General features: G+C 57.7%; 14 protein-coding genes and 1 pseudogene. 2 read left to right on the forward strand and 13 right to left on the reverse strand.

The window, feature by feature from the left end; translation table 11 throughout:
- Positions 1-24: 24 nt before the first annotated feature.
- The 3 genes from I6J19_RS00335 to I6J19_RS00345 form a co-directional block, all read right to left on the reverse strand.
- The gene (locus I6J19_RS00335) at positions 25-1,089 is read right to left on the reverse strand and encodes a flavin reductase family protein (RefSeq protein ID WP_038627922.1); all 1,065 of its coding nucleotides are present in this window, start codon (positions 1,087-1,089) and stop codon (positions 25-27) included.
- Between the two features lie 327 nt (positions 1,090-1,416).
- The gene (locus I6J19_RS00340) at positions 1,417-1,908 is read right to left on the reverse strand and encodes a DUF6912 family protein (protein WP_038627920.1); all 492 of its coding nucleotides are present in this window, start codon (positions 1,906-1,908) and stop codon (positions 1,417-1,419) included.
- Positions 1,908-2,318 (reverse strand): HAD-IA family hydrolase, encoded by a 411-nt coding sequence (locus tag I6J19_RS00345; RefSeq protein ID WP_038627918.1) that lies wholly within the window; start codon positions 2,316-2,318, stop codon positions 1,908-1,910. The genes I6J19_RS00340 and I6J19_RS00345 overlap by 1 nt, the downstream gene beginning before the upstream one ends.
- Before the next feature lie 285 nt (positions 2,319-2,603).
- Here I6J19_RS00345 and I6J19_RS00350 point away from each other — a divergent pair, with 285 nt between their 5' ends.
- The gene (locus I6J19_RS00350; RefSeq protein WP_052155585.1) at positions 2,604-3,227 is read left to right on the forward strand and encodes a hypothetical protein; all 624 of its coding nucleotides are present in this window, start codon (positions 2,604-2,606) and stop codon (positions 3,225-3,227) included.
- Positions 3,228-3,230: 3 nt separating this feature from the next.
- Here I6J19_RS00350 and secA read toward each other — a convergent pair whose 3' ends face one another.
- The 9 genes and pseudogenes from secA to I6J19_RS00395 form a co-directional block, all read right to left on the reverse strand.
- Positions 3,231-5,933, reverse strand: a complete 2,703-nt coding sequence (gene secA / locus I6J19_RS00355) for a preprotein translocase subunit SecA (protein ID WP_038627913.1) — start codon at positions 5,931-5,933, stop codon at positions 3,231-3,233.
- A 161-nt stretch (positions 5,934-6,094) separates the two neighbouring features.
- On the reverse strand, positions 6,095-6,754 hold the full coding sequence (gene hpf, locus I6J19_RS00360; protein ID WP_038627911.1) for a ribosome hibernation-promoting factor, HPF/YfiA family: 660 nt from the start codon (positions 6,752-6,754) through the stop codon (positions 6,095-6,097).
- A gap of 161 nt (positions 6,755-6,915) precedes the next feature.
- Positions 6,916-7,173: a hypothetical protein gene (locus tag I6J19_RS00365; protein WP_052155584.1), complete on the reverse strand. Its 258-nt coding sequence runs from the start codon at positions 7,171-7,173 to the stop codon at positions 6,916-6,918.
- Positions 7,174-7,666: 493 nt separating this feature from the next.
- A complete protein-coding gene (locus I6J19_RS00370; protein WP_038627909.1) occupies positions 7,667-9,508 on the reverse strand; it encodes an LpqB family beta-propeller domain-containing protein in 1,842 nt (613 codons plus the stop codon).
- Positions 9,509-11,182 carry an MtrAB system histidine kinase MtrB gene (gene mtrB / locus I6J19_RS00375; protein WP_038627906.1) on the reverse strand — a complete coding sequence of 558 codons (1,674 nt, stop codon included), beginning with the start codon at positions 11,180-11,182 and terminating at the stop codon, positions 9,509-9,511.
- A 78-nt stretch (positions 11,183-11,260) separates the two neighbouring features.
- Positions 11,261-11,935 (reverse strand): annotated as a pseudogene (mtrA, locus tag I6J19_RS00380) (MtrAB system response regulator MtrA).
- A 54-nt stretch (positions 11,936-11,989) separates the two neighbouring features.
- Entirely contained in the window at positions 11,990-12,619 is a 630-nt protein-coding gene (locus I6J19_RS00385; protein ID WP_038629425.1) for a dTMP kinase, read from the reverse strand.
- Between the two features lie 45 nt (positions 12,620-12,664).
- On the reverse strand, positions 12,665-14,119 hold the full coding sequence (gene ahcY / locus I6J19_RS00390) for an adenosylhomocysteinase (RefSeq protein WP_187402554.1): 1,455 nt from the start codon (positions 14,117-14,119) through the stop codon (positions 12,665-12,667).
- 67 nt (positions 14,120-14,186) lie between these two features.
- Positions 14,187-14,561, reverse strand: coding sequence for a DUF4259 domain-containing protein (locus tag I6J19_RS00395; RefSeq protein ID WP_038627901.1), 375 nt, complete (start codon positions 14,559-14,561; stop codon positions 14,187-14,189).
- Positions 14,562-14,911: 350 nt separating this feature from the next.
- On the opposite strand from I6J19_RS00395, the gene I6J19_RS00400 reads away from it, so the two are divergent.
- On the forward strand, positions 14,912-15,688 hold the full coding sequence (locus tag I6J19_RS00400) for a hypothetical protein (RefSeq protein WP_038627898.1): 777 nt from the start codon (positions 14,912-14,914) through the stop codon (positions 15,686-15,688).
- Here the strand turns inward: I6J19_RS00400 and manA are convergent.
- Positions 15,685-16,887 (reverse strand): mannose-6-phosphate isomerase, class I, encoded by a 1,203-nt coding sequence (gene manA, locus I6J19_RS00405; protein WP_038627896.1) that lies wholly within the window; start codon positions 16,885-16,887, stop codon positions 15,685-15,687. The genes I6J19_RS00400 and manA overlap by 4 nt on opposite strands.
- Positions 16,888-16,904 lie beyond the last annotated feature (17 nt).

Consider the following 16,904-nt stretch of genomic DNA (forward strand, 5'->3'; position numbering starts at 1 on the left):
GGTTGAGATAGATGTGGGGCGAACTTACAGTTCGATACGCGCGTGCCCCGCCGGCGCACAGACGCACGTTCGGACCCGCTCGCCCGCCACAAACGTCGCACCGGTGCGGATGTCCCGCGCTGCGCCGTCGGAGAGTTGCTGCACGCAGGTCGCACAAATTCCCATCCGACAGCCGTACGGCAGGTCGACCCCGACGCGCTCGGCCGCCTCCAGGATGGTGGTTGCACCGTCTACGTCGACATCTCCTCGGCTGCCGAAACTCACCGTGCCACCGGCCTCCTCCGCCGCCGAGCGGTCAACGGTGAAACGTTCCGTCCGCAGCTCGGGGAACTCCGACTCAAGGCTTTTCAGCAGTTCAACCGGACCACAAGCATAGGCGCTTGCCGACGATGCCAGCGCTCCAAAGTCAGCAATGATGTCGGTAACCGCAGCAGCGTCAATCCGCGGCTGCGTCTCCGTATTCCAGGCATGCAGGCGATACTTCAACGCGCTAATAGCGCTGCGCTGTTCCAGCTCCCGGAGTTCGTTGACAAACACAGCTTCTGCCTCGCCGCGGTAGGAGTGAATGTGTTCGACTTCCACTGATGCATTGCGAGCTGAAAGATCACGCAGCATGGAAATCACAGGAGTTACGCCGGAGCCTGCGGTAACAAACGCAATACGGGCTGGGAGTGGCTCCGGAAGATGGAAATCCCCAGCCGGGGCAGCCAGGCGGACGACAGTACCCGGTTTTACATTGGCGACGAGATGTTGGGACACGTAGCCGTCGTTGAGTGCACGAATGTTGATAGTCAGCAGCCCATCATGAGGCCGCGGTGCATTTGTCAGTGAGTAGGAACGCCACAGGTATTTCCCCTTGACCTCTACGCCGAGTCCAATGAACTGACCTGACTTGAAGTCTGTTGGCATCCCCCAACCCGGACGGATTATCAACTCTGCTGAAGTAGGAGATGTGGGATTAATGGCCTCAATCTGACCGCGCAGCTCGCGACTTGACCACAGCGGATTTAGCAACTGCGTGTAGTCATCGGGCAAAAGTGGCGTGGATAAATGCTTGAATACCCGGGAAACTTTGGTCTTAAGTCCCATTCTTGACCCTCCTGACTGTCACGGGAGAACAAGTAATAACACTGTTCATCAGCGGGCAATCCCCGCCCAATCCATTATTACGTGCCCGTAGGTTACTTAGACGTAGACTACGGAGTGGTAAGTTATTGGTCAAGAGAAGCAAATGATTTTGACACAAATAGCGAAATTGTCATTACCCCCGCTTTCCTGCGAAGCGCCCCCTTTGACATGGAGCTTATCCACACAAAACAATCCCGCCTTATATACCCCCGCAGAAAAAACTTGTGCCATACAAAAAGGGACTGGGTTCCAAACCCAGTCCCCTTCTTCAACACCAAGCACGCGCTACTACAGGAAGTCGACCACCATGCCGAGCTCAGCTACGTCATACCACGCCAGCGGAATCTCCAGCGCATCGCCGACAGTGAGCTCCGCATCCTCGTCACCGAGATCTGCCTTATCGACGGCTTCAATTGCAGCCTCAACCTTGCTTTCCGCCTCTTCCACATCAATGTGGAGCGCTGCAACGTCGGCAAGCGAAATTGGGCCGCCGACCTTAACCACAGCATCGCCCATATCCGACTGCGGTTCCGCCTCCACATCGACGGAAATGACTACTCGGCGGTGCGGGAACTTCTCTTCTGCAGCATCGAGCAGACGGAGCGACGCACGCGCAGCCTCATCAAAGGCCACATCTGCCAGTTCCTCATCATCGCCCTCAGTAAAGAAATCGCGCAGCGCCTCAGTGACAGCAAAGCCCCAACCACCGCGGGCGTGGAAGAGCTCATCCTCCTTCAGCGCCTCAAGCATGGAGAAAGTCGCTGGGATATAGACACGCATTAGAACTCGCCCTCGAGCCCCAGTAGACCGGCAATCTCGACCACTGCGCGGTCGAACTGCTGATAGAAGACTCCCACCATGCCGTTAGAGACGGCAGCATGGATGTTCTCAATCGAATCATCCACCAACACACAGTCCCGTGCCGGCAGTTCAATAGCCGCAGCAGCTGCATTAAAAGCCTCTGCCGAAGGCTTCTCATGGCCAATTTCACCAGAGAGCACAACTGCGTCTACCAGGCCCTCATCTTCGAGCTTGCGAATCGGATCCGCTGATGGGCCACCTGGGTCATTCGACAGGACTGCCAGGCCAACACCATTTGCACGCGCCTCTACCAGCAAATTACGCCAACGTGCCTGGTCTTCATCCGTACCGTCGAGGACACCACAGTAATCGATAATCATTCCGCGCATGGCCTGTAGTTTATCGCATGACCTGCACGTTTGCCTTTTTTCCAGTTCAGCGTGTTAATTGGCTGTTCGTTACGCCAATTTATAGACGACCAGAACGGCTTTGACGGAAACCTATAGGGCTATTAACAGCGAGACACTCAGCCCACTTCGCGGCTGCATCTTCTCCCCACCCCCATGCCAGCCGTGAATTCCCCTTCACAAGCTGCACACTTAAAGCACTTGTAGGACAATGGTCTTCAGCAAGGGGGGAACTTGCCAATGGAGAGTTTTTAGGGGGATTAATCCATGGCACCTACGTCTCACGTACCAACATCGCAGGCGCCGATGCCTTACGCGCTGTCGCACGCCGCTGAGAACCGATCCAGTGACAGGGAATTCATCGAACCAGCAACGGGCTTTTCGCTTCTCCACACAATTCAACTTGGCCAGTCAGCTAATGCCGCCACTTCTCCAACCGCAAAAGTGGCACCGACCTATAGCGGATGTTCCGTTGCTTCCGGGACCGCTGTCATGACGGCATTACCGCCCGCCGTGGCCACTCCTGCGGCAAAAAAGACGCCGCAAACACCGCACGTCGTCCAGCACTGTGAGCAGAATCTGAGACAGGAGCTTGGCACGATTACTCGCCGCGTCTTCGACATTATCGCGGGTCGCCGGCGAGTCAACGATTTGCGTCGTATCAACATCGACCCGATTATTCACGCTGCGATACTCACGCTGTCGAAAAACACCAGCCTCAAAGGTGTCGCGTTGCAATCCTTCCACGCCAGCGCTTCAGCGGACGGCAAAAAGGTCGAATTCCTGGGTAGTTGCCGTGTCGGTCCGCGCGTTCGCGCGTTCACGGGCACGTTCCGCCGCGGAACAGCAAAAACGCGGCCATGGATTATGACCGCGTTTCGTGTGCTTTAGTGCTTAGCGACGGCGCTTGCGAGCCGCCTTCCGACGCTGCGCCCGGTTGCCCTCACGCTCTTGATCCATGCGCTGCTGCTCTGCACTGCCGTCCTCGCTGGGGCCGGAGTAGGTCATCTGCTGATTTTTCTCAGCAGCTTCCGTTGGCAGAGCCGGAGCCTGGTTTTCCTGCCCCTCAGTGTTTTCCACTGCGGGCATAACCTGCTTACGGATTAGGAACAGCTGACGAACCGATTCTTCCTTGATGCCGTCCATCATCGCGGTGAACATGTCGTAGCCCTCACGCTGGTACTCCACCAGCGGGTCAGCCTGGGCCATGGCGCGCAAGCCAATGCCCTCCTTGAGGTAGTCCATCTCGTAGAGGTGCTCGCGCCACTTCTGGTCCATGACGTTCAGGATGGTGAAGCGCTCAATGTTGCGCATCTGGTCGTCGCCACCAATTGCGGAAACCGCATCCTCAAGCTGGTCGTAGCTGGCGGAGATATCCGTGTGCAGAGCCTTGGACAGCTCATCGGCCGAGAGGTCACCCGGGGTACCGAAGTCAGAGCCATCGATGAGCTCCTGCGCCGTAAACGTCGGGCTGTAGAGCTGCTCAAGGGCATTCCACAGCTCGTCGAGGTCCCAATCCTCCACGTAACCGTCAGCGGTGGCACCGTTGACATACGCGTCGACGACATCGTCCTGCATGTCGCGAACCTGAGTCTTCAAATCCTCACCTTCGAGGATGCGACGGCGCTCAGCGTAGATGACCTTACGCTGCTGGTTCATAACCTCGTCATACTTCAGAACATTCTTACGGATTTCGAAGTTCTGGCTTTCCACCTGAGCCTGAACGCTCTTAATGGAGTTGGAGACAACCTTGGAGTCAATAGGAACGTCATCCGGGACATTCAGAGTGTTCATCAGCGCTTCCATGCGCTGGCCGTTGAAGCGAACCATGAGATCATCGCGCATGGACAGGTAGAAGCGGGTAACACCCGGGTCACCCTGACGACCGGTACGACCACGCAACTGGTTGTCAATGCGGCGCGACTCATGGCGCTCAGTGCCCAGGACGTAGAGTCCACCGGCCTCACGTACCTTGTCAGCTTCTTCCTTCGACTGCTGACGAACGCGCTCAATCTCAGCGTCCCACGCCTCTTCGTACTCTTCCGGAGTTTCCACCGGGTCCAGACCACGAGAGCGCAGATTCAGGTCAGCGATGATGTCCGGGTTACCGCCCAGCACGATGTCAGTACCACGACCGGCCATGTTAGTTGCCACGGTAACGCCTCCGAGACGACCCGCCACCGCAACAATCTCAGCTTCCTTCTCGTGGTGCTTTGCATTCAGCACAGAATGAGGAATACCTTCGCGCTGCAGGAGCTTGGAAAGGTACTCGGATTTCTCGACTGATGTCGTACCAACGAGAACTGGCTGGCCCTTTTCATGGCATTCGCGGATGTCCTCGACAACAGCGGCGAACTTTGCCTCCTGCGTCTTGTAAATCAGGTCGGGCAGATCCTCGCGCTGCTTCGGGCGATTCGGCGGGATCGCCATGACGTTCAGCTTGTAAATCTGGTGCAGCTCAGCCGCTTCAGTCTCAGCCGTACCGGTCATACCGGACAGCTTGTCGTAGAGGCGGAAGTAGTTCTGGAGCGTGACGGTTGCCAGCGTCTGGTTCTCGTTTTTAATCTCCACCCCTTCCTTGGCCTCAATTGCCTGGTGCATACCCTCGTTATAGCGACGGCCTGCCAGCACACGACCGGTGAACTCATCGACAATGAGAATCTCACCATTACGGATAATGTAATCCTTGTCGCGGGTGAACAGCTCCTTGGCCTTCAGGGCATTGTTCAGGTAGCTGACCAGCGAGGAATTTTCCGGAGCATACAGGTTTGAAATACCCAGCTGATCCTCAACGAATTCAACACCCTCTTCACGAATACCGATGGTGCGCTTACGCTCATCGACTTCGTAGTGAATGTCGCGCTTCATACGCGGCACAATCTTGGAGAACGCCAGGTACCAGTGCGGATCGCCATCCGCCGGACCGGAAATAATTAACGGGGTACGGGCCTCGTCAATCAGAATCGAGTCAACCTCATCGACGATGGCGAAGTGGTGCCCACGCTGCACCAAATCGTCGAGCGAATGCGCCATATTGTCGCGCAGGTAGTCAAAGCCGAACTCATTGTTCGTGCCGTAGGTGATGTCGGCAGCATAGGCCTTGCGGCGCTGGTCCGGGCTGAGCTCAGAGAGAATCACCGAGGTCTCAAGCCCCAGGAAGCGGTGGACTCGACCCATCCACTCCGCGTCACGCTTAGCCAGGTAGTCATTAACCGTAACGACATGAACGCCCTTGCCTGCCAACGCATTGAGGTATGCGGGCAACACACAGGTCAGGGTCTTACCTTCACCAGTACCCATTTCGGCAACGTTGCCGAAGTGCAGTGCCGCACCGCCCATAACCTGGACGCGGTAGTGCTTCTGACCCAGCACGCGCCAGGATGCCTCACGCGCCGTGGCGAAAGCATCCAGCAGCAGATCGTCTACATCGGCACCGTCAGCCAGCTGCTTCTTAAACTCCTCGGTCTTGGCGCGGAGTTCATCGTCTGAAAGAGCTGCGTACTCGTCTTCCTTGGCGATGACCTGATCTGCAATATTGCCAAGCCTCTTGACAGCGCGGCCTTCACCAATGCGGAGCAACTTGCTGAGCGAAAACACTAAATTGGGACCTTTCCGGCCGATTCACGTCGAACTTTAATGTGCAACGGTTGATTATACGACGAACCCGCCTTCCCTTCTAAGAGAAGACGGGCTCATGTGAGCAATTACTTACCAATACACAGCTCTGTGCGGCATTGCGTGCTCTTTTTGATGAAGACTTACTTCTCGTCTTCCTCTGCCAGCTCAATCAGACCGTAGTCGTATGCGTGACGACGGTAGACCACGGACGGACGAGAGGTTGCCTCGTTAACGAAGAGGTAGAAGTCGTGACCGACGAGCTCCATCTCAGACAGAGCATCTTCGACCGTCATCGGAGTTGCGGAGTGCTGCTTGGTACGCACAACCTGGCCCGGACGTACGTCCTCAACCAGATCCTCGTACGGATCAGCCTTTTCCGGAGCCGCTGCCTCAGCCTCTGCAACCAGCGAAGCAGTTGCCTCGCCGACGGACATCGGTGCACGGTGGCCAGAACGGCTAATCTTGCGGCGAGCCTTCACCTTACGCAGGGAGCGCTCCATCTTGCCCAGAGCAGACTCCAGTGCAGCGTAGAAGCTATCTTCCTTCGCCTCCGCACGAGCCAGGTGCCCCTTGCCAGTAGCGGTGATCTGAATACGGTCAGAGCGGTCTGCACGGCGCGGATTCGGCTCGTGCTGGAGCTCCACGTGGAAGAAGGTCAAAGTCGGGTCGAGGCGCTCAATCTTCGCCAGCTTCGCCTTAACACGATCTGCGAAGTGCTCTGGAACCTCAACATTGCGCCCGGTGATGGTCACCTGAGCGTTCGGGCTGAGTACCTCGTTGTTGTCAGCAGGTGTGGACACTTGCTACCTACCTCCCGGTATGGCCACCGCCCTTCCGTGAGCGGGATTACTCACGGCGTCTACGGTGACGAGTCTTTCTGCACCCCCAGGATACAGTTCCGGGGGTAACCAATGCCACGTTCCCCTCGTTTATTTTTCGCTTGCCGACGACACCCCTGCGTCTACGCCCGGGCGAGTACCAACACCATGTCGATGCGAATCCCCAATGACGCTGCCACCAACTCGGTTTCCGCTGCAGTGGCACCAGTGGTGGCCACATCATCAACCAGAATCACTGTCACCTGGGCACACCGTTGTCGCAGCTTGCCACTAATTCCGTGCTTGAATTGCGTCAGCGGCACAATGTGGCCAGAAAGGTTTCGTCTGCGTTGAGAAGCCCCAAGCTCCGCGGAATCCCGCGTGCGCTCAGCAATGCGCACCAGGGGCAATACCGAACTAGAGGGGAGCTGACTGCAGGCAAAGTCGCAGGCAATTGTTACCGGATCCCCACCCCGTTGTCGACGGGATGACAATCTTGTCGGCGCGGGAATCAAAATGACGGGGGTAATTTCCGGGGGCATTATATGGCCGTCTGAGGCCAGCCTTCGTACCGCAGCGGCGAACACGGCCCCCATGATTCGTCTGGCTTCACCACTGCCCCGTTCTTTGGCCGACAAAATGAGATGTCTCCTCGCACCGGAGTACGGACCGCAGGTCCACGCTGCTGCGCGTAACGCAGCCCGCGGTGAAAACCGCACTGGAGGTTGCTGAAGATCGTCCTTGCAATCACGACACAGCGTCCCGGAGCAGCCGCACACCGGGCAGGTTTCCGGTATCACGAGGCCAATCGCATCGCGAGTGACGTCGTAAAGCACGCGCAGTACATCCTGCGATGATTTCCCCTGCGCCATTGATCCCCTCCCCGATTTGCGCTTACTCCACAGACACCGGAGCCATTCGACCACGCGCACCCGGAACCTGGCGCCAGAACTGCTGTTGCCCCTCGCTGGAGATCAGCTCCATAACACCGGTGGCATCCAATGCGTAACGCTTCGACGAGGTCGCGGTAACCACAGGAATTGGCGGTGTCAGGTTGAGCTTCGGCAGAACGGAGCTGGTCGCACCGTCCGGGAAGGCACTCCACATCGGGGTGTCTCCGCTGTAACCGCCCACCGTGACCGTTTGATTCGGCGACCACGTCAGTGACACCGGGGAAACGTTTTCAGGGAGCGGCAGAGCGCGCGGATGCGTCAACTTCCATGGTTTGTCGTCATGCCTTTCGATGGTGGCGATATAGACCTCACCAGCGATAATCATCGCTACCTGCGTGCCTGAAGAATCGACGCGGAATTCAGAAATACCGGCGCTTGGGTGCCCCGTGTCTTCGCCGCCGTCAAGAAGGTGACTGAGCTCAGAGGTATCAACCTCCTCCTGCTGAATCCGGGACGACGTCGACTGCCGAACCAGGCGTACGACGGTTGTACCGTCCTTCACTGTCCAGACCGCCTCGGCATCTGGCGACCATGTCGGACGGGTGAGACTCTCGCCAGTCAGCACAGGAACCGGCTGATCTTGTATTCCGCCGAGCATCAATGTGGACTCCCCAAGGTCATACGAACCGGTACGACCATCCACAGCCGAGCGGAACACGGCGGCAATAAGCTCGCTGCCATTAGGGTTGATGCCCACTGCCGCGGAAAACACCGCAGTGCTGCCGCTGGCAGTCCAGCCGCGTCCCACAGGTGTGGCGTGGCCGTCAGCAATCTCGTAGATACCGCTGCGGTCGACCGTCCGCAACGGCGCGTTATCAGCCGGTAGATGATTCGGGTCGTAGAGCTGGATTGCGTCGGTATCCTTCGTCCACGGCTCGTCGTGGCTGGCAATTAGTGGTTCGCCGTCGGCCATGAGGATCCACGGACCACGGAAATCTGCCGAGTCGAGAGTCCAGATAATCTGTGCCGCGAGCATGACACGCAGTTCCTCGGAAACATCACCCAATCCGGTGATTTCGACCCTGCGACCGTCCGAGTTGGACACAGGTCCTGCTTCCACCGCAATTGAGGCATTGGGCTTGAGCACTGTGGTGACGCCCGGTCGCAGTGGTGCTGATGGTCCGTTCTTCAGCTTTGTCAACAGATTGGTCGCGCCATCGGTGACGCCACGATAGAGCCAACGACGATCTGTGACCAAATGATTACCCGCCGGGTCGAGGAAATAGACATTGCGAGGCACATTGTTTTCCAGGAATGCCTGACGCTCCATGACAACACCGTCGGGCAGCGAGGAAATGCGCCACTGCCCATCCGAACCGAGCTTCATCTCCACGGTTTCCTCATAGTCACCGGACTGGGGCTCATAAGCACCATCAGTACCAAATTGACCAACGCTGCGACCTCGGGCAACGAAGGACTGTCGAGAACCTCCTTCATCCCGTTGAGCGATGAGGTTGACACCGTCGAGAATGCGGGCGCTTTCGTGCGGCTTCCAACTGGCCGCAAGTTCCGGGGTCATGAAGGCACGCATAGCTTGAAAATCATCAACCGGATGCGCGGCCGCGGCGAAAAAGTCGCGCAGGACAATGTCTGCATTGACATTCGGCCGTGGCTGCGGAACCTCAATACGAACTTGGGGCGGCTCAAACGGACGCAGCACCTGGGGGCTGGTGTTCCTCGGAATGGTGGTACATCCTGCGGCCGTGCCCAAAATGATCACTGAGCTAAGCGCCACTACCTTACGCAGGACGCGACGAGCCTTTGACTGTTGCTGCGCCGTCATTTAAATATCCTCCTCTCGTGCCTGTCGGGATTCGCTATCGCTAGTCCGCTGCCCCTTATCCTGATCCTGGCTCTTGACTTGCGGTGCAATCGAATCCGATTCCAACTCCCGTGCACCAATTTCCTGCTGATGCGGAATCTGATCGGGCAGCGGCGGAACTTCTAGGCCGAGCGGATGCTCACCGAAGCTCGCATCAGGCTCCAGTGGCACAGTCAGGCGGAAACAGCTACCGACCGTCGGCACGCCAAATGCCTCCAGTTCCCCACCATGCAATTGTGCGTCCTCACGCGCGATCGCCAAGCCAAGTCCGGTACCGCCGGTGCGTCGGACACGCGAGGGGTCAGCGCGCCAGAACCGGTTAAACACCAGCTCTTGCTGCTCCGGCTTTAGCCCCACACCGTGGTCAACGACCGTAAACGAGACCGCGGAATCGCTCGCCTGCACTGTGACATCCACCGGATTGCCCTCACTGTGGTCAACAGCGTTGGCCATAAGATTGCGTAGCACGCGCTCGATACGACGCGAGTCGACTGTTGCCATTACCGGTTCATCGGGCAGGTGGAAGCGAATGGGTGTACCGGTCTCCTTAGCCACGACCGTTACCTGCTGATAGGCAGCATCCACGCAGCGACGGACATCGACCTTTTCTGCGGACAGGTCAGCAACGCCGGCATCGTGGCGTGAGATCTCAAGCAGGTCATTGAGAAGCATCTCAAAACGCTCAAGCTCCTCATTCATCAGCTCAGCTGCGCGGCGAGTCGCCGGATCGAGGTCCTCAGCGCCGTCAGCAATAAGATCGGCGGCCATACGCACCGTGGTCAGAGGCGTCCTCAACTCATGCGAAACATCGGAGGTGAACTGTCGCTGCAGACTGCCGTATTCCTCCAGCTGTCTAATCTGCGTCGACAGCGATTCGGCCATCTTGTTAAAGCTCATGGCCAGTCGCGCCATGTCATCTTCACCCTGCACGACCATGCGTTCGCGCAAGTGGCCGTCGGCAAAGCGCTGGGCAATCTGGGCGGCGGAACGCACTGGTGTCGTCACCTGATTGGAGAAGAACCAAGTAATACCGCCGAGAAGCGCCATGATGACTACTGTCGCACCGGCGAGCAGACCACGAACCAACTTAATAGTCGATTCCTCTGCAGCCATAGAGGTGACCAGATAGAGCTCGAGCCCATCAACCGAGGTAGAAGTAGGGCTACCGATAATTAACGCCGAGTACGTATCGCCGCGGTTATCAGTGACTTGACGTACCTGATACGCAATTTGCCCTTGTCGGACTACTTCATGCAATCGTTCTGGGACATCGGCCTTAATCGGCGATGAAGCCAACACCGTGCCTCGTGGCACCGGCGCCACGAGCAGCGGTTCATAACTTGTCAATGGCGCAGCACCGGAACCGGCTGCACGGTTCACAAGGGCATCGCGCCCCACGTTGAGCAGAGCTTGCAGCTCGTTGGACGAAGAGTTCTCAATCGCCTGCTCCACCACCGCGCGAGCACGGTCAATTTCCTCGTCGGCAGCGGTAACCTTTGCGTCGATAAGCCGCTGGGTAACAATAGTCGCCAGCGCGAAACCGAGTACCGCAATCACCATCGCGCTCAGTACCACGACAGAGGTCAGAATGCGCGCTTGGATAGACGTACGCCAGAGCGTAACCGCCCAGGTCACTCCCCTATTGGTGAAGTCTCGAAGCTTCGTTATTAATCGACGCAAGAATCGGCTCCCACTAAAGCTGACTGACCTTGATTAGTCACCCGTCTTGTACCCGACACCGCGGACGGTCAGCACAATCTGGGGGTTTTCCGGATCCAGTTCAATCTTCGAGCGCAGACGCTGAACGTGAACGTTGACGAGTCGAGTATCCGAGGTGTGCTGATATCACCAGACCTTTTCCAACAACTCATCACGGGAAAAGACCTGCTTCGGACGGGATGCAAGAGTGTGCAATAGGTCAAACTCCAACGGGGTCAGAGAAATCTCCTTGCCATCGCGGAACACGGCGTGACCGGGCACGTCGATAGTCAGGTCGCCGACCTCGAGGGTCTCACTCGGGCTGTCCTCTTGACGACGCAGCCGAGCGCGCACACGCGCCACGAGCTCCTTCGGCTTAAAGGGCTTCGTGACATAGTCATCCGCACCGGATTCCAGGCCGAGGACCACATCGACCGTGTCGGTCTTCGCAGTCAACATGATGATCGGCACCGCCGATGTCTCTCGCACAGTGCGACAGACATCGACACCACCCATGCCCGGCAACATGAGATCCAGCAGAATCAAATCTGGATTCTCCCGCTCTGCTGCCTTGACAGCTTCGATGCCATCGTCGACTACTACTGTGTCGAAGCCCTCGCGCTCCATCACCATCGTGAGCATTTCGGCGATGGCCGGATCATCATCAACAACCAGGATTTTTGAGCTCATGCGTCATATTCTAAACGTAAAGCTATCTAGTTCTGTAGTTTCCAGTTGAGGTGGCTAGCGCAGGCGTGCACTGATCCATTCCACAAGACGGTCCGCCCCATCATCCCCCGTAAGCATCAACCATGGTGACTGCCACGAGCCCCCCGCGAACTTCTGGTACGCCGCCAGCGTGCGCTCCTGCAAACCCGAGTCCTTTTCGTAGGTATCCCTAGTTCGCTGCGCATCAGAGGCTTCCCGATTGCGTGCGCGGTCGGCTGCCACTCCCACCGACGTGGCCAGACAGACCTGAACGTCGGGAAGCGGAAGCTGGAAATCTCCGAATTCGGTCTTCTCAATCCACTCGACGATCGCCGGATCCTGCGTGCGAGCCAGGGAGTAGGCCGCGTTGGACGCGACGTAGCGGTCGATGATCAGAACATCGTTTTCGCGCGCTGCATCAACAATCGCTTCACGACGTTCTTTGCGGTCCAGAGCGAACAGGAGTGCCATTGCCCAAGCGGAGTCCGCAGTGTCGCCGAGCTGACCGTGCAAAGCTTGATCGGCGAAATCAGCGAAGATCGTCTGCCGGTACGCCGGAAAGGTCATCGATGAAACGGAGTGCCCTTGACTTCGGAGTTGATTGGTAACAGCTGTGACAAGCGTGTTCTTGCCAGCACCGTCGATTCCTTCGACTGCGATAATCAAATTTTTCTCCTCGCACACATGGCTACGACCAAGCCTTGGCTAGAACTAGTAGCGGTAGTGCTCTGGCTTATACGGACCCTCGACATCAACGCCGATGTATTCGGCCTGTTCCTTGGACAGCCGGGTGAGCTCGCCGCCAAGTGCCTCGACGTGAATGCGAGCGACCTTCTCATCCAGAATCTTCGGAAGACGGTGGACAGAGTTGTCGTACTTTTCGCCGTTGCAGTAGAGCTCAATCTGAGCGATTGTCTGGTCGGTGAAGGAGGTCGACATTACGAAGGACGGGTGTCCGGTGGCATTGCCCAGGTTGAGCAAACGCCCCTCGGAAAGCACGATCAGAGAGCGCTCTTCGCCGTCAGCATGCGGGAAGATGTACTCGGTGACCTGCGGCTTGATCTCCACACGACGGACATCATCGCGATGGTGCAGGCTGTGCATGTCAATCTCGTTGTCGAAGTGCCCGATGTTGCCCAGCAGCGCGTGGTTCTTCATCTGCTGCATGTGCTCGAAAGTAATGACGTCCTTGTTGCCTGTGGCGGTGATGACAATGTCGACATCTGCGATGACGCTCTCAGTAGCGACAACGTCGAAACCGTCCATCAATGCCTGCAATGCGTTAATCGGGTCGGCCTCGGTGACCTGAACGCGAGCGCCCTGGCCAACCAGTGCCTCTGCGCACCCCTTACCCACGTCACCGTAGCCACAGACCAGTACGTTCTTGCCCCCAACCAGCATGTCGGTACCGCGGTTGATGCCGTCCAGAAGGCTGTGACGGGTGCCGTACTTGTTATCGAACTTGGACTTGGTGACCGCATCGTTGACGTTCATGGCCGGGAATGGCAGCACTCCCTGCTCTGCGAAGTGGTAGAGGCGGTGGACACCAGTGGTGGTCTCCTCTGTGACACCCTTCACCGACTCTGCAATTCGGTGCCAACGGCCGGCATCCTTCTCCAGGCTGGCGCGAAGCATGTCCTTGAAGGCAATAAACTCATCCGAATCCGACTCTTCTGCAGGCGGCACCAGGCCAGCATCCTCGAATTCCATGCCCTTAATGACAGCCATGGTAGCGTCGCCGCCGTCGTCCAGAATCATGTTGGCATCTTCATCGCCCCAGTCGAAGATGCGGTCGAGGCACCACCAGTACTCTTCCAGTGTCTCGCCCTTCCAAGCGAAAACCGGAACACCCTGCGGGTCCTCCGGAGTGCCGTTTCGCCCAACGACGACTGCCGCAGCGGCCTCATCCTGGGTGGAGAAGATGTTGCACGAGGCCCAGCGGACCTGTGCGCCCAGCGCCGTCAACGTCTCGATGAGCACTGCGGTTTGAACCGTCATGTGAATGGAGCCGGAAATACGGGCACCGGCCAGTGGCTGCTGCTCCGCGTACTCTTCGCGCAGCGCCATTAGACCTGGCATCTCGTGCTCAGCCAGACGAATCTGGTGACGACCGGCCTCAGCCAGGGAGAGGTCTGCAACCTTGAAATCAATGTTCTTCGAGGACATGTAACGCTTTCTCTAGATTCTTTGACGTGAGATTCTTCTTAAAGAATTACTACTGGGGACGCGAGAGTTACTCTACCGCTTCGACGCAGTTTTCCAGCGCCGCCTGGTCAGACTCACTGAGTTCCCCCAGAAGACTATCGAACACCTCGGATGCGATAGCCAACGCATCTTCCTCGCTGCCGTGCGCCTCGGAGATTCCCTCCCGGATGAAGCTGTAGTCCTCCACAATGTCACCGCCGCTAAATGGCGCACCATTCCAAATTGCAATGATCACAGCCGCCGCGAGTGCGCATGCTTTCTCATCGCTATTTTCGGAATCCACCCCAATGCGGCCAGCATCAATCAATGCACCAACACGATCCTGTGAGTCGAGATCCTGAACCTCATCGAAGAGTTCAATGACCGAATCGCTACCAAAAATCTCAGTATCCCAGATGGACATGATAGGTGGCCACGCTCCTTTCGCGCTTCGAACCAATAGCCAGTTTTCGTCTATCGACGAGCGCTTTCCAAAGAGCGCTTTTCGACGAGCCCACGGTAATCTGGCCGCCGACCTAAAAGCTGTCGCCTGCACGTACCGCTAGCCGGAAAACCGCATGTGGCCTTACCGAAGTTCTACCCGACTTTTCGTCACTTTTACAGTTCGAGAGACATATTTAATCCCTTCAACACAAATTTCACCCTAGAGAGAAGATAACGGGCATGTTAAGTTAGTTCCCAGACCTCGTAATGCAACTGTTATCTTTTTCGTTACAGGGCGACCTCACGCATGACACGAAAGGAGTACCTACCATGGTGAAGAAGGCTTTTGGAGCTCTTCTGCTCGCAGCCCTTCCCCTGAGCGCTTCGCTCGTAGGCTGCTCCGATAGCAGTGCCGCCAAGGGGGCGAATCCGGAAAACGCCGGCTCTCAGTCGAAAATGGAGACCTCTGCTCCACTGCCTCCAGTTCCTAGTGATGCCGAGCTGCAGCAGACCACTGAACCGAATTCAGATTCCTCGCTGACTGAGACGAACGGCAGTCTAGTACCTCGTCCGACCACGTCATCGAGCACCGAAATCGTTGAGGATCCGTACCTGCCACCGCAGGCCTACATCCCCCCGACTTCCACAAGCTCAAGTGCGACAACTCCGACGTCGACGACATCGACACCTCCGACGACCACAGAGACCACAGAGCCCACCTCTGACGACATATCTTCGCCGACGCCCAGCAAGCCGGTGCCACTGCTACCGGAAGATAACTCGGAAAAGCCGAACGACAGTCTTCCGGAAGGCGACGGTGGTGCAGCAGCTGAGCCGAAGCCGCCTTCATCGCAGGCGCAGTCCCAGTCGGGTACGCAAACTACAACTCCGTCCGAGACTCCTCAGAAAACTCCTTCGAAGGAACCGACATCCCCGAAGGAGCCGACACCTCCGAAGAGCCAGACCTCTTCGAAGGACCAGACCCCTTCGACGGAGAAGGACACCACTGGCGGCAATGGGGCTAGCAATAGCAAGATTTCCCCAATCCCGGAAAAGCCGAAGGACTCCGGATTCCTGGGAAATTTCTTCGATAACGACGAGGACTAACCCACCCGCGGGACGGTCGCGACAAAGACGGTTGCCCCGTCTTGGCGCGCAGTCAGCTCAATATCAACTGCGTCGACAGCCGGAACCCAGGCCGCATGGCCGCTGGGAACCTCAACCACGGAGTCGTCGTGACGCAACGCCACCGTGCCCGCTGTAGACAACACAACCGTGGCGGATTCTTCGTCGAGCAGAACATGTTCGCCCGGCTCCAGGTCCCGCGAACGAAGGCGGAACTCGCGCACCGGCGCGTCATAGTCATTCCAGCCATCATCGGTCAGCCACGACTGCAGCACCGGATCTGGCAGCGGTCGGAAAGAGAGCACGCGCAGTAGCTCCACGACATCGACGTGCTTAGAGGTCAGCCCTCCGCGCAGCACGTTGTCGGAGTTGGCCATGATTTCCACGCCCATGCCATTGAGGTAAGCATGCAGCTGTCCCGCACCAAGGTAGATGGCTTCGCCCGGCTGTAAGCGAAGGCGATTAAGCAGCATCGACCCCAGGACTCCCGGATCCCCCGGATACTTTCGAGCCAGTTCGCAAGTGGTCTCGGCCACTCGCGAGAACTCCTCGTCATCGCCACTGTAATCCGCGCACTTGGCAGCCACGGCCTTGACCAGCTCATCGAGGACATCCTGGGGCAACGTCAACCACGTTGTAAACAATGCCCGCAGAGCACTCTCGTCATCGGCGGCATCGAGCAGTCCCATGTAGTGGTCGAGCTCCGGTACCGCCAGCGTCGCGAGCAACTCCTTCGTGCGCTCCACCGGGCGGAATCCGGCCAACGCGTCGAAGGTAGTCAGGGCGACAATAAGTTCTGGCTTGTGGTTGTTGTCCCGGTAATTGCGGAAATGTGCAGTGGCCGGAATGCCCTCCGCATTTTCGCGTGCAAATCCCTCCTGAGCTTCTGCCAAGGTGGGGTGTGCCTGCAGCGATAGCGGCTCATCGGCTGCGAGCAGCTTCAACAGGAACGGCAGCCTGCCGTTGTCGGTGTCAATTGCATATCCGAGCGCAGCTGCCGGATCCTGCGCAATGAGCTCGTCCAGCGGCGTGCCGGCCACCGTGGCCGATGCCAGTGCATGCGCACCAAACCACAGTTCCGCCCAGGGCTTCGATGTGGGAGCGTCCGCACCGGTGATTCTCGCCAAATGTGTACGAGACCCCCAGGGGTACGACTGCAGCACGGGGTCCAACAGCTCCATGCCCGTATCACTCCTCT

Origin of the sequence: Corynebacterium amycolatum, assembly GCF_016889425.1 — a bacterium.
GTDB classification, from domain to species: domain Bacteria; phylum Actinomycetota; class Actinomycetes; order Mycobacteriales; family Mycobacteriaceae; genus Corynebacterium; species Corynebacterium amycolatum.

What these genes read in the sequence shown, in the direction of transcription:
- I6J19_RS00335 (WP_038627922.1), bottom strand. Translation starts at nt 1,089, where the DNA reads ATGGGACTTAAGACCAAAGTTTCCCGGGTATTCAAGCATTTATCCACG.
- I6J19_RS00340 (WP_038627920.1), bottom strand. Translation starts at nt 1,908, where the DNA reads ATGCGTGTCTATATCCCAGCGACTTTCTCCATGCTTGAGGCGCTGAAG.
- I6J19_RS00345 (WP_038627918.1), bottom strand. Translation starts at nt 2,318, where the DNA reads ATGCGCGGAATGATTATCGATTACTGTGGTGTCCTCGACGGTACGGAT.
- I6J19_RS00350 (WP_052155585.1), top strand. Translation starts at nt 2,604, where the DNA reads ATGGCACCTACGTCTCACGTACCAACATCGCAGGCGCCGATGCCTTAC.
- I6J19_RS00370 (WP_038627909.1), bottom strand. Translation starts at nt 9,508, where the DNA reads ATGACGGCGCAGCAACAGTCAAAGGCTCGTCGCGTCCTGCGTAAGGTA.
- ahcY (WP_187402554.1), bottom strand. Translation starts at nt 14,119, where the DNA reads ATGTCCTCGAAGAACATTGATTTCAAGGTTGCAGACCTCTCCCTGGCT.
- I6J19_RS00395 (WP_038627901.1), bottom strand. Translation starts at nt 14,561, where the DNA reads ATGTCCATCTGGGATACTGAGATTTTTGGTAGCGATTCGGTCATTGAA.
- I6J19_RS00400 (WP_038627898.1), top strand. Translation starts at nt 14,912, where the DNA reads ATGGTGAAGAAGGCTTTTGGAGCTCTTCTGCTCGCAGCCCTTCCCCTG.
- manA (WP_038627896.1), bottom strand. Translation starts at nt 16,887, where the DNA reads ATGGAGCTGTTGGACCCCGTGCTGCAGTCGTACCCCTGGGGGTCTCGT.